The organism is Polynucleobacter sp. JS-Mosq-20-D10 (assembly GCF_018687755.1).
In the GTDB taxonomy this organism is placed as follows: domain Bacteria; phylum Pseudomonadota; class Gammaproteobacteria; order Burkholderiales; family Burkholderiaceae; genus Polynucleobacter.
In genome coordinates this window covers 1,943,854-1,955,988 of the sequence record NZ_CP061305.1, presented here as the reverse complement: position 1 = coordinate 1,955,988, position 12,135 = coordinate 1,943,854, and the positions used below count along the sequence as shown (strand labels likewise).

Sequence of the window (12,135 nt, the reverse complement as noted above, 5' to 3'; positions counted from 1 at the left end):
CTAGAGATTAATCCCGGTTACGCAATGCAATCTAATGGTTTATCCCAGCCTTACACCCGCGGTCAGGCACTTCCCGAGCTACTAAAGCAGCGCATTCTGATTTTGGATGGCGCCATGGGCACCATGATTCAGCAATACAGGCTGAGTGAGGCGGATTACCGTGGATTACCTGCTAGTAAACGCTTTGAGAGTCATCCAGGCGACATTAAGGGTAATAACGAACTCTTGGTACTGACCCAGCCCCAGATTATCAGCAAGATTCATGAGCAGTATTTAGATGCGGGTGCCGACATTATTGAGACCAATACCTTTGGCGCTACTTCAGTTGCGCAAGAGGATTACAAGATGGCTGATTTGGCTCGTGAGATGAATGTGATCTCCGCTCAATTGGCTCGCGCTGCCTGTGAAAAATACTCTACGCCAGATAAGCCACGTTTTGCAGCAGGTGCAATTGGGCCTACACCAAAGACCGCAAGTATTTCTCCGGATGTAAATGATCCCGGTGCGCGTAATGTGACGTTTGATGTACTGCGAGCCTCCTATCGGGAGCAGATTGATGGTCTCTTTGAGGGTGGTGTTGATTTATTTTTAGTTGAAACTATTTTCGACACACTCAATGCCAAGGCTGCATTGTTTGCTTTAGATGAGTTCTTTGAAGAAACTGGTGAGCGTTTGCCAGTGATGATTTCAGGTACGGTCACGGATGCTTCTGGTCGAATTCTATCTGGCCAAACAGTCGAAGCATTTTGGAATAGCCTGCGCCACATTAAACCACTCACCTTTGGCCTGAACTGCGCCCTAGGTGCAGCACTAATGCGCCCTTATATTGCTGAGCTATCTCGCATCTGCGATGTTGCAGTATCTTGTTATCCCAATGCCGGTTTGCCCAATCCCATGAGTGACACAGGCTTTGATGAGACTCCGGATATTACTTCTAGTTTGGTTGATGGTTTTGCAAAAGATGGTTTGGTCAATCTAGTGGGTGGCTGCTGTGGAACTACGCCAGATCATATTCGTGCAATCGCTAATGCAGTTGCGCAGCGTAAGCCGCGACCCTTCTATCGTGAGAGTGCGGAGCTGTCAGTATGAGTAAGACTGTAAAAGTAACGCCACCGATGAAGCTTTCAGGCTTAGAGCCTTTCAATGTTACAGCCGATATCCGCTTTGTAAACATTGGCGAGCGTACCAACGTAACAGGCTCCAAAGCCTTTGCGCGCATGATTTTGAATAATCAATTTGATGAAGCTTTGGTAGTTGCAAGGCAACAGGTTGAAAATGGTGCTCAAGTGATTGACATCAATATGGATGAGGCAATGTTGGATTCTGAAGCGGCAATGACGCGCTTCTTAAATTTGATTGCCTCAGAGCCCGATATTGCTCGTGTGCCGATCATGATTGACTCCTCTAAATGGAGCGTAATTGAGGCGGGTCTCAAGTGCATTCAGGGTAAGCCGATTGTGAACTCGATTTCACTCAAAGAGGGTGAAGAGCCGTTCAGAAAACAAGCACGTTTGATTCGTCGTTACGGTGCAGCATCTGTAGTGATGGCATTTGACGAAGTAGGTCAAGCCGATACCTTTAAGCGCAAAACAGAAATTTGCCAGCGCTGCTATCAAATTCTTGTTAATGAGATTGACTTTCCAGCAGAAGATATTATTTTTGATCCCAATATCTTTGCAATTGCTACCGGCATTGAAGAGCACGATAACTATGCAGTCGATTTTATTAATGCCACTCGCTGGATTAAAGAAAATCTACCGGGCGCAAAAGTCAGTGGTGGCGTATCCAATGTCAGCTTTTCATTCCGCGGCAACGATCGCGTACGTGAAGCCATTCATACGGTGTTCCTGTATCACGCCATTCAGGCTGGTATGGATATGGGTATTGTTAATGCGGGGCAGCTCGGGGTCTATGCAGACCTAGATCCTGAATTACGTGAGCGTGTTGAGGATGTGGTCCTCAACCGCTTTAAAGAAAAAGAAGGTAAGACTCCAACTGAGCGCTTACTGGATATTGCCGATCAATTTAAAGGTGGTGGCGCAAAGCAAGTAGAAAACTTGGTGTGGCGTGAAGCCCCAGTGCGTGAGCGTTTAACCCATGCTTTAGTACATGGAATCACTACCTTTATTGAAGGTGACACTGAAGAGCTGCGCGCTCAAATTATGGGTGCGGGTGGTCGTCCGATTGAGGTTATTGAAGGTCCTCTGATGGATGGTATGAATGTCGTTGGTGACTTATTTGGTGCCGGTAAGATGTTTCTGCCTCAAGTAGTCAAGAGCGCACGCGTGATGAAGCAAGCAGTAGCCATTTTGATTCCTTATATTGAGGAAGAGAAGCGCTTGCACATTGCCTCTGGTGGCGAAGCAAAAGCCAAAGGCAAGATTGTGATGGCGACTGTAAAAGGTGACGTGCACGATATTGGTAAAAACATTGTGACGGTGGTGCTGCAATGTAATAACTTTGAAGTTGCCAATATGGGTGTGATGGTGCCTTGCTCAGAAATTCTGAAGCGTGCCAAAGAAGAAAAAGCAGATATTGTTGGTTTGTCTGGTTTGATCACACCATCTTTAGAGGAGATGACCTACGTTGCGCAAGAGATGCAGCGAGATGATTATTTCCGTGAGCGTCAAATTCCACTCATGATTGGTGGTGCCACAACTTCTCGTGTACATACCGCAGTCAAGATTGCACCACATTACGATGGCCCAGTAGTTTACGTGCCCGATGCATCCCGCTCTGTGTCAGTAGCATCAAGCCTTCTATCAGATGAAAGCGCCAAGAAATTTATTCAGGATCTGCGCGATGACTACGTTCGTATTCGTGAGCAGCATGCCAATAAGAAGGCGTCCCCAACTATCTCATTAGAAGCCGCGCGTAAGAATCGTGAGCTGATTGATTGGGCTCACTACGTGCCTGAGAAGCCTAAGTTTATTGGACGTCGTGTTTTCAAGAATTTCGCTTTAAGTGACATCGCTAAATACATTGACTGGACACCATTTTTTCAGACTTGGGATTTGGCTGGTAAGTTTCCAGCAATCTTGGATGATGAAGTTGTTGGTGTAGAGGCACGTAAAGTATTTGAAGATGGCCGGGCGCTATTGGATAAGTTGATTAAGGGTCAGTGGTTGCAAGCCGATGCTGTAGTAGCCTTCTACCCAGCAAATACGATAGGTGATGATATTGTTTTGTACAGCGATGAATCTCGCGAGCATCCATTATTTGTTTGGCATAACTTGCGTCAGCAGGCCGAGCGTCCAGTTGTCGATGGGGTCCGTCGGCCAAATCGCTGCTTAGCAGATTATGTGGCACCGAAAGATTCACATGTGGCCGATTATCTTGGCTGCTTTGCTGTGACAACTGGCCATGGGGTTGAGAAAAAAGTGGCTGAGTTCCATGCGAAGCATGATGACTACAGTGCGATCATGTTGCAATCTTTAGCTGATCGTTTGGCAGAAGCATTTGCAGAGTTGATGCATCATCGTGTTCGTACCGATCTTTGGGCTTATGCGACTGATGAGATTTTGACGAATGATCAAATGATTAATGAAGAGTATCGCGGTATTCGTCCAGCGCCAGGATATCCAGCTTGCCCTGCGCATGAGGTGAAAAAAGATTTATTACGCGTTATTGGTTCGGAAGATATTGGTATGACCTTGACCGAATCGATGGCCATGAACCCAGCTTCTAGTGTCAGCGGTTTTTATCTGGCACATCCAGACGCACGTTATTTCAATGTGGGTAAGTTGTCAGCAGACCAGATTGAAGATCTTGCGAAGCGCCGTAATGAGTCCATTGAAGACATTCGTCGCCAGTTGGCAAGCTCGATAGAATAAATTTGATTTTGGGTGGAGTGGGAGGCAGTATTTAAACGCCCCACATCACCGGTTCATCTTTGGCTTTAGCTTGTTTCATCAGCTCTAGGAAAGGGTAGGCACGCTGCCCTAGCCTATCGGTAAGTTTCCGTTTTTCAGTATTTTCTTGATCCGCTACATTACTTTTAGCCCGCTCTTCCAAATCTTTCAGAATGGCAGTCTCTAGGTCGATGATGAGGCTTGGTAGTTGCTCCACCGTCAAAATTCCTCTAGGCTCTAATGGACGGCCCAAAATTTCAAAGATTCTCTGGGAGAGGTCAGCCAGCATGATGACGTCAGGACCCGCTTTGGAGCGAAATTGATAGATCATTTCAATAGCTTACCACCTGATAAACTCACTTATCTATGTTGTTAACTAATAAAAATCGTTTAATTGAAATGCTGAGCGCAGCTCTTCAGGGTCTTGCCCAGGAGCGTGGTTTGGGTGATGCCCCTGCTCCGCGCCTAGAGCGCCCTAAGGCGGTAGATCATGGGGATGTCGCTTGTAATATTGCGCTTCAGCTTTCTAAGGCTTGGAAACTGAACCCTCGAGAATTAGCGCAAGCGCTGGTTGAGCGCTTAGAGCAGCAGTCTGGCTATAGCGACCTCATTGCCTCCTGCGAAATTGCAGGGCCTGGCTTTATTAATTTTCGTCTTAGCAATCTAGCTAAAACTGCTGTGGTGCAAGAAGTCCTCACGGCAGGATCTCAGTTTGGTCAGCTAGCGCCAGAGGCATCCCCAGTTGCTAGTGCCATGATTGAGTTTGTATCCGCCAATCCTACTGGCCCGCTGCACGTAGGTCATGGTCGACAAGCTGCACTAGGCGACGCCTTAGCAAACTTATTAGCAACGCAGGGCATCAAGGTACATCGTGAGTTTTACTATAACGATGCTGGAGTCCAGATCGCGAACTTGGCGCTCTCGGTGCAAGCTCGATTGAATGGACTTAAACCGGGTGATGCTGCTTGGCCAGAGAGCGCCTATAACGGTGAATACATTGCGGAGATTGCGACTGCTTTTAAGGATTCATCTGAATATAAAGATGATCTGGAAGCGATTCGTCAATTTGCCGTCGCGTATTTACGCAATGAACAAGATATTGACTTAAAAACATTTGGCGTGAAGTTTGATTGCTATTACTTAGAGTCTTCCTTGTATACCGATGGCAGTGTTGCAAAAATTGTTGAGGAGCTGCAAAGTATTGGTAAGACCTATGAGTCTGAGGGCGCACTTTGGCTCAAGACAACAGATGATGGCGATGATAAAGATCGCGTCATGCGTAAGTCTGATGGTAGCTTTACCTACTTTGTGCCTGATGTCGCCTATCACACCAGCAAATGGAATCGTGGCTTTGAAAAAGTAATTAACGTCCAAGGGAGCGATCACCACGGTACCATCGCCCGTGTTCGCTCGGGCTTGCAGGGTGTGGCACAGAAGCGTGGTTGGGATATTCCGAAAACCTACCCTGACTATGTATTGCACAAGATGGTGACGGTGATGCGCCATGGTGAAGAAGTCAAAATTTCTAAACGCGCTGGCTCCTATGTGACTGTGCGCGACTTAGTTGAGTGGTCCGGCGGTGTTACACCAGAGATGGCTGCTGATGAGCGTGAGCTGGCACTACAGCGTGGAAGAGATGCTGTGCGTTTCTTCCTTATCTCTCGTAAGGCTGATACTGAATTTGTGTTTGATATTGATTTGGCATTACAGCAGAATGATGAGAATCCCGTGTTTTATGTGCAATATGCCCATGCACGTATTTGTTCAATTCTGACCCAATGGGGTGGAAAAGTATCCGAACTAAAAGGTGCTGACCTCTCCTTACTACAAAGCAAAGCTTCGGATCATTTATTGCGTCGCTTGGCTGAATATCCAGAAATGCTTACTGATGCGGCTGCAGACTTGGCGCCACATGCCTTAGCTTTTTATTTACGTGATTTAGCGGGAGACTTCCATGCCTTCTATAATGCGGATCGCGTTTTAGTGGATGATCCCGCATTGAAATTGGCACGACTTGCATTACTCCTAGCGACGCGCCAAGTGCTTGAAAATGGATTAAAAGTATTAGGTGTATCAGCACCAGCTAAGATGTAAGCTGTAGTGCTTGCTAGCGCTTAAGAGGTAAAAAAGAAGGATGGGGATACGATGAAAAAAAATAATCAACAGACCAGCTTTACGCCAAGGACCCAGTCTTCGAGCTCGGAGTATGGCGGTACTATTCTTGGCTTCATCTTAGGACTTGGTGTTGGCCTCGGTGTTGCTTTTGTGATTGCCTTTTACCTTTCTAAAAACACACCACAGGAGCGCCCTGGAGTCAGGGCTCCCAATCTTCCTTTAACAATTATGCCGGGAGCAGCGCCGGCGGAGGGCGAAGTGACTGCCCCAGCAGAGGCTCTAGATTTGAATAAGCCACTCCAAGGCAAGTCAGCCGCACCCGCAGCGAGTACGCCAGATCTAATTGCTGATGTAGCTAATGGTAAAAAGCCGGTAGAGCTAGCCCCAACACCTACAGCAAAATCGGATGCAATTTATTTCTTACAAGTAGGTGCCTTTAATAAGCGTGCTGATGCAGATGCTCAAAAAGCAAGTTTAGCGATTCAAGGTATTCAATCTCAATTAAGTGAGATTAATAGTGAGGGCAATACGCTTTGGCGTGTGCGTGTTGGCCCATACAACAGTGTTGAAGAAAGCAATCCCGTGCGTGATAAGCTTAATGGCATGGGTATTAAACCGAGTGTCATTAAATCTAGCAAATCATGATTACATTATCTAAATCTAAAAGAGCCTTTTTATCTGCCACTATTCTTGGCTTAGCATTTTCTTTTTCAGGCCTTGCTACTGCGCAAAGCCCTAAGATTGAGGAGGGGTTTGATTATCGTATTCTGCCTACCCCTCAGCCAGTTGAGGCCAAAGGCAAGGTCGAGGTTATCGAGTTCTTTTGGTATGGTTGCCCGCATTGTTATGACTTTGAGCCAGAACTCAATGCATGGCTTAAGCGCCAAGCAAAGGATGTGACATTCCGTAAAGTACCCGTTGCTTTCCGAGATGATTTCATGCCGCATAGCCAGCTGTTCTATGCCTTAGAGTCCATGGGTAAGGGCGAGGCGATGAATGACAAAGTCATGTATGCCATGCACAAAGAAAACAAGCGCCTCATGACAGAAAATGAGATCGCCGATTGGGTAGCCTCACAAGGTATCGATCGCAATACTTTCTTAGCTACCTATCGCTCATTTGCTGTTGTATCAAAAGCTCGTGCTGCAAGACAGATGGCTGATGCTTATCGCATTGATGGTGTGCCAACGATTGTGATGCAGGGTCGCTACGTCACATCTCCATCCATTGCTGGAACCAAGGCAAAAGCAATTGCTGTAATGGATCACTTAGAGCAAAAAATCCGCAAGGATAAGTACAAGTAATTCAGGATCTTATATTTTGACGAAGCGTCGGATAATCCAAAAGTAAAGCGGGTAAGGCAGGATTCTGAGGAACTTTAAGAATCCTGAAAACCGCTTAGGGAAGTGAATATCAAATTCTCCAGCCTGAAGTCCGGCGAGGATTTCTTGTGCGGCCTCATCGGCAGTGATGAGCGCTGGCATTTCAAAATCATTCTGTGCGGTAGCCTCTGTTGCAACAAATCCCGGTGAGATCATATGCACGCTCACCCCCTGCGGCAGTAAGTCGTAATACAGGGTTTCACAGAAATTAATAATCCCTGCTTTACTAGGACCATACGCTAAAGCTTTAGGTAATCCGCTATATCCCGCCACGCTACCAACGATGGCAATATGACCAGCATGCGCTTTGAGCATATCAGGCATCACAATGCTGACGGCCCGCATGGGACCAAGCAGATTGGCATCAATTGTTTTCTGCGCAATATCAAATTCGAAATTATCAGCGCGTAAGGGGGTATACACGCCCGAAACAAATAGTAGTAAATCTAATCCGCCCCACGCTTCTAGGATGTTCTGGTATGCGGAGTCGAGTTGGTCTTGACTGGTGACATCTGAAGGGAGCACTAAGGTCTGTCCTGGCTTCGCAGATTGTGCGAGAGTATCTAGCCGCTCGGTACGACGGCTAGAGAGTGCGACTTTTGCTCCCGCCTTGATAAAAGTTTTAGTGCAGGCCTCGCCAATACCGCTGGAAGCCCCAATGACCCAAATCCGTTGATTTATAAAAGAATCGATTCCTTTTTGTTTCATGGGCGTAGTACATCACTTGAGTGAATGACATCTTGATGTTTTAGGGTGTACTGCACTACATCAATATTCTTTTCGGAGAATCCGGCGGCGCAATACATGAGATAAAAATTCCAGAGCCGAATAAATGCCTCGTCGAAACCAAGGTGATAAATTTCTTCAATCTTCTGATTAAAGCTATCGCGCCATAGGCATAAGGTTTTGGCATAGTCAGCACCAAAGGCAAATTCTTCCTCAAGCTCTAAACCAGCACTAGCTGCAGCAGCCTTAAATTTAGCTGGAGAGGGGAGCATGCCTCCTGGAAAAACATACTGCTGAATAAAGTCGGTACTCTGGCGGTAGCGATCAAATAAATCATCTGCGATCACGATGGTTTGGATACAAGCCCGTCCACCCGCTTTGAGTCGTTTTGCAACTGTTTGGAAATATTCTGTCCAATGGTTCTCGCCAACTGCTTCAAACATTTCAATAGAGGCGATGCCATCAAATTGCTCTTTACAGTCCCGATAGTCTTGCAGTCGCACCTCAAATTGCTTTGCATTAGAGGTTTCTGAAGAGATTTTTTGAAGTCTAGAGTCTGCAAACACTTTTTGTTCAGTCGACAATGTCAGGCCAGTGACTTGATTGCCATTGCGTAAGGCTTCTTCCATAAAGCCGCCCCAACCACAACCTATCTCTAAAAGTTGATCTCCCTCCTTAGCGTGGATGGAGTCTAAGATACGTTTGATTTTTGCACGCTGAGCATCCATGAGTGATTGCTTGTTGCCCTCAGAGAACCATGCGCTCGAGTAACTCATCGTGGGGTCAAGCCAAAGCGTATAAAAGGCATTACCTAAGTCATAGTGCGCATGAATATTTTTACGACTTCCAGATTTAGAGTTGTCTCTAAACCAATGTCTCAGGCGATAGGCTATGGATCCAAGCCAGCTGCCATAAATTGCTTTCTCTAGGATAGTGCGATTCCGAATGGCTAGCTCTAGAACCGCTTTGAGATCAGGTGTATTCCATTCACCTCGGATATAGCTTTCGGCAAAGCCGATATCACCATGAGATAAAACTTGTTTAAATACAGACCAATCTAAAACTTGAATTTCTGCATGTAGTTGGTCTGAGCTGTTGCCAAACTCCCTTACTTCATTATTAGGAAGAGTGAGAACTAGGTGCCCGCTGCGCAATTTAGCCAAAAGACCTAATAGAGCCACTGTGCTTGCATTACCTTGCTGCAGTTTAGATTTACGCCTTTCAGGGCGAGAAAAGGTGAGGCGTGATAGCAGAGTTTGACCGGGGCGATTCATCGAGTAACTTCAAGTTCTGGTGGTTTAGGTTTTGAGTGAAAGGGTACACCTTTTAGCCATAATTTCAATGCCTGCCAGTGAATTCGACCAATAACACCCAGACTCATGAGGGGGTAGCGCAGAAAGGCAAGATGGAGAGCACTTTTAGTTAATGGTTGAGCTAGACCGCTGATACTAGTATTGATTAATGGAGCGCCGTCCTCGTGCAGCTCAATCCGACAAACAATATTCCGCTTTGAATTGCTATCTTGGGGAAATAAGAAGCGGAAGTGGTACTCCCCTCGCACGTCACAAAAGGGCGAGACATGGAATACCTTATTGCTAATAAGCGTCTCTCCGGATTGCAAGGCTTTACCGGAGTCATGATGTAGTAGATAGCAGTGTCGTTCTCCAAAGGTGTTATTTACCTCAGCTAGTACCGCTTGAACTTGACCATTGGTTTGGGTGCAGATCCAAAAGCTGACCGGATTAAAGACATAGCCGAGAACTCGCGGAAAAGTGTGCAGCCAAATCTCACCATCATCATGATGAACGTGGTTTTCTTTGAGGATCGATTCGATCCAGGACAGGCTGTTCTCACCACCTAATCCATGGTCTTGGTCAAAAAAGGAAAAAAGTCCGAATTGTTTATCTTTCAGACCATGCCGACTGAGTAATTTTGGATCATTCCTGCGCGCACGCATCGGAATAGATAAAGTAAATACACCGTAGCCAAACGCATTGATAGCGGGACGAAAGCGTCGATGCTTTACCGCTCCAAAATTAATCGTTGGCAAATTCATTTACTGAGAATCTTTAATGGAGCTTGATTTAACACGATGAGAAATACTCTCCATAAGATCCATTGCTACCAATTCGCCTGAGCGCAAACCATCTTCATGAAAACCAAACCCAGTCCATGCTCCGCAATACCAGATTGAAGAATTACCCTGAATTAAGGGTAGCTCCTTTTGTGCCTGCACGGCCCGCATATCAAAGACAGGATGCGAGTAATGAATTTCTTCGTGCACCAATTTTGGATTGGGAACTGTCAGTGGATTCAGACTCACAATAATTTGCGTGTTCTCGAATGCTTTGGGTAGGGGTTGTAGGCGGTTGATTAAATAGTTCACACTCACGTGTTGTTGTGCAGTCGGTGTTGCGCCAGATTTTGCGGTGTAGTTCCAAGCTGCCCAGCAGCGTTCAGTAGTTGGCAAGAAATTGACATCTGTATGCAATATTGCACGATTTTTTTGGTAAGGCACCGAGGCCAAAATATTGCGCGCATCTTGCCCAATACCATGGACCAACTCTAAGGCTTGATCACTATGGCATGCCATTACCACTTCATCAAACTGGTGTAGCCCAGAGGGTGTAATCACCTCAACTGGAGAGTCATCCGATTTGCTCGCATTGACTCGAGAAACGGATTCACGTACGAATTGGACTTGATGTTTCTCCAAGGCCGCTATTAAAAGTTTTACGTATTCTCGGGAGCCGCCTTTAACAGTAAGCCATTGCGGGCGATTTTGGATTTGCAAGAGACCATGGTTATGACAGAAGCGGACCATGGTCTGAATCGGAAACTCTAGCATCTGATCAACAGAGCATGACCAAATAGCGCCAATCATTGGCAAGAAATAATTTTCTCTAAAGCTGGCGCTAAAACGATTGCGATCTAAAAAATCTTTAATACGTTCATCTGGCTCTGAGTATTCAAGTTTGGTAGTGATCTGTTCTTCTGCCAGTCGAGTAGCGAGACGATTGAAGCGCAAGATGTCGTAAGCCATTCTCCAGAATGACAACGAGAACAGATTAGACCTTTGACCAAAAAAGGAATTGAGATCGTTACCAGCCCATTCAATTTTTTTATTGCGCCCTGTTTTTCCTCCCGCATCAATAGATACTGAAAAGGACATTTCTGATGGCGCAATCGGAACCTGAATTTCTTCAAATAGACGAACTAAGCGAGGATAGGTTTTGCGATTAAATACTAAAAATCCAGTATCAACCCCATGGGTCACTTGACCGTGAGGAGTCTCTAGTGTGAGATCAACAGTATTACTATGGCCGCCAATATGGTTGCCACCTTCGAATATGGTGATCTCTAAATCTGGGTGCTGCCTTAATGTGTATGCACATCCTAAGCCAGATATACCGGCGCCAATGACGGCAACTTTTTTCTTACCCACTAAATTTTTTCTCCAAGAAGTTTCTCAATTTCACCAGTAATACTGCTACTTGCCGGCTTTGTCATGCTGCCAAACGAATCGACTACATTACCGTTCCGATCAATCAGGTACTTATAAAAATTCCATTTCGGTGTTGTCCCAGTTTTAGCAATGAGCATTTTAAATAGTGGGTTTGGATTGCTTCCACTAACTGAGCTCTTGGCGAACATAGGGAATTTCACGTCATAGGTATTTTTACAGAAGTCAGCGATATCTTTATTGCTACCCGGCTCTTGTTGGCCAAAATCGTTTGATGGAAATCCTAATACAACCAAGCCACGGTCTTTGTATTTGGCATACAACTTCTCCAGACCCTCGTATTGGCTTGTGAAGCCACAAAAACTCGCTGTATTAACAACGAGAATGACTTTGCCCTGATATTGACAGAGGCTTTGAGGTGCCTCATCCTGCAATCTTGGAAAAGTATGGGATAAAAGGGGGCTACAGCTGGAGGCGGGAGCTGCCTTTGCGAACGGCATTGCTGTCAGCAAGCAAATTAGTGCCAGTAAGTACCGCGGCATACAGCGAATCATTTTGAGCCTTTGGGTGGGACGGGAATGCCCAAGTCTAAGACATT

The 12,135-nt window shown here is 46.0% G+C and carries 11 protein-coding genes; 5 read left to right on the top strand and 6 right to left on the bottom strand.

Annotation, left to right across the window (positions count from 1 at the left end; translation table 11 throughout):
- The first annotated feature begins 24 nt into the window (after positions 1-24).
- Both FD967_RS10020 and metH read left to right on the top strand, forming a co-directional pair.
- Positions 25-1,089 (top strand): homocysteine S-methyltransferase family protein, encoded by a 1,065-nt coding sequence (locus tag FD967_RS10020; protein WP_215325913.1) that lies wholly within the window; start codon positions 25-27, stop codon positions 1,087-1,089.
- Positions 1,086-3,833: a methionine synthase gene (gene metH / locus FD967_RS10015; protein WP_215325911.1), complete on the top strand. Its 2,748-nt coding sequence runs from the start codon at positions 1,086-1,088 to the stop codon at positions 3,831-3,833. The genes FD967_RS10020 and metH overlap by 4 nt, the downstream gene beginning before the upstream one ends.
- 31 nt (positions 3,834-3,864) lie before the next feature.
- Here the strand turns inward: metH and FD967_RS10010 are convergent, their stop codons facing one another.
- Positions 3,865-4,182 (bottom strand): DUF1840 domain-containing protein, encoded by a 318-nt coding sequence (locus tag FD967_RS10010; protein WP_215325910.1) that lies wholly within the window; start codon positions 4,180-4,182, stop codon positions 3,865-3,867.
- Positions 4,183-4,217: 35 nt separating this feature from the next.
- Here FD967_RS10010 and argS point away from each other — a divergent pair, with 35 nt between their 5' ends.
- Genes argS through FD967_RS09995 form a run of 3 tightly spaced genes read left to right on the top strand, consistent with a single transcriptional unit; the run spans position 4,218 to position 7,270 of the window.
- Positions 4,218-5,945, top strand: coding sequence for an arginine--tRNA ligase (argS, locus tag FD967_RS10005; protein ID WP_215325909.1), 1,728 nt, complete (start codon positions 4,218-4,220; stop codon positions 5,943-5,945).
- A gap of 51 nt (positions 5,946-5,996) precedes the next feature.
- Entirely contained in the window at positions 5,997-6,611 is a 615-nt protein-coding gene (locus tag FD967_RS10000; protein ID WP_215325908.1) for an SPOR domain-containing protein, read from the top strand.
- Entirely contained in the window at positions 6,608-7,270 is a 663-nt protein-coding gene (locus FD967_RS09995; RefSeq protein ID WP_215325907.1) for a thiol:disulfide interchange protein DsbA/DsbL, read from the top strand. Before FD967_RS10000 ends, FD967_RS09995 begins: the two co-directional genes overlap by 4 nt.
- Before the next feature lie 9 nt (positions 7,271-7,279).
- On the opposite strand, the gene FD967_RS09990 is transcribed toward FD967_RS09995, so the two are convergent.
- From FD967_RS09990 to FD967_RS09970, 5 genes are read right to left on the bottom strand one after another with little or no spacing between them, the layout of a single operon-like run.
- A complete protein-coding gene (locus FD967_RS09990) occupies positions 7,280-8,056 on the bottom strand; it encodes an SDR family oxidoreductase (RefSeq protein WP_215325906.1) in 777 nt (258 codons plus the stop codon).
- Entirely contained in the window at positions 8,053-9,348 is a 1,296-nt protein-coding gene (locus tag FD967_RS09985; protein WP_215325905.1) for a cyclopropane-fatty-acyl-phospholipid synthase family protein, read from the bottom strand. Before FD967_RS09985 ends, FD967_RS09990 begins: the two co-directional genes overlap by 4 nt.
- Complete coding sequence (locus tag FD967_RS09980) at positions 9,345-10,130, bottom strand: DUF1365 domain-containing protein (RefSeq protein WP_215325904.1); 786 nt, start codon at positions 10,128-10,130, stop codon at positions 9,345-9,347. Before FD967_RS09980 ends, FD967_RS09985 begins: the two co-directional genes overlap by 4 nt.
- Positions 10,131-11,519, bottom strand: a complete 1,389-nt coding sequence (locus tag FD967_RS09975) for an NAD(P)/FAD-dependent oxidoreductase (protein ID WP_215325902.1) — start codon at positions 11,517-11,519, stop codon at positions 10,131-10,133.
- Entirely contained in the window at positions 11,519-12,037 is a 519-nt protein-coding gene (locus FD967_RS09970) for a glutathione peroxidase (protein WP_251369036.1), read from the bottom strand. The genes FD967_RS09975 and FD967_RS09970 overlap by 1 nt, the downstream gene beginning before the upstream one ends.
- Between the last annotated feature and the right edge of the window lie 98 nt (positions 12,038-12,135).

What these genes read in the sequence shown, in the direction of transcription:
- argS (WP_215325909.1), top strand. Translation starts at nt 4,218, where the DNA reads ATGTTGTTAACTAATAAAAATCGTTTAATTGAAATGCTGAGCGCAGCT.
- FD967_RS09985 (WP_215325905.1), bottom strand. Translation starts at nt 9,348, where the DNA reads ATGAATCGCCCCGGTCAAACTCTGCTATCACGCCTCACCTTTTCTCGC.
- FD967_RS10010 (WP_215325910.1), bottom strand. Translation starts at nt 4,182, where the DNA reads ATGATCTATCAATTTCGCTCCAAAGCGGGTCCTGACGTCATCATGCTG.
- FD967_RS09970 (WP_251369036.1), bottom strand. Translation starts at nt 12,037, where the DNA reads ATGCCGTTCGCAAAGGCAGCTCCCGCCTCCAGCTGTAGCCCCCTTTTA.
- FD967_RS10000 (WP_215325908.1), top strand. Translation starts at nt 5,997, where the DNA reads ATGAAAAAAAATAATCAACAGACCAGCTTTACGCCAAGGACCCAGTCT.
- FD967_RS09980 (WP_215325904.1), bottom strand. Translation starts at nt 10,130, where the DNA reads ATGAATTTGCCAACGATTAATTTTGGAGCGGTAAAGCATCGACGCTTT.
- FD967_RS10020 (WP_215325913.1), top strand. Translation starts at nt 25, where the DNA reads ATGCAATCTAATGGTTTATCCCAGCCTTACACCCGCGGTCAGGCACTT.
- metH (WP_215325911.1), top strand. Translation starts at nt 1,086, where the DNA reads ATGAGTAAGACTGTAAAAGTAACGCCACCGATGAAGCTTTCAGGCTTA.
- FD967_RS09995 (WP_215325907.1), top strand. Translation starts at nt 6,608, where the DNA reads ATGATTACATTATCTAAATCTAAAAGAGCCTTTTTATCTGCCACTATT.
- FD967_RS09990 (WP_215325906.1), bottom strand. Translation starts at nt 8,056, where the DNA reads ATGAAACAAAAAGGAATCGATTCTTTTATAAATCAACGGATTTGGGTC.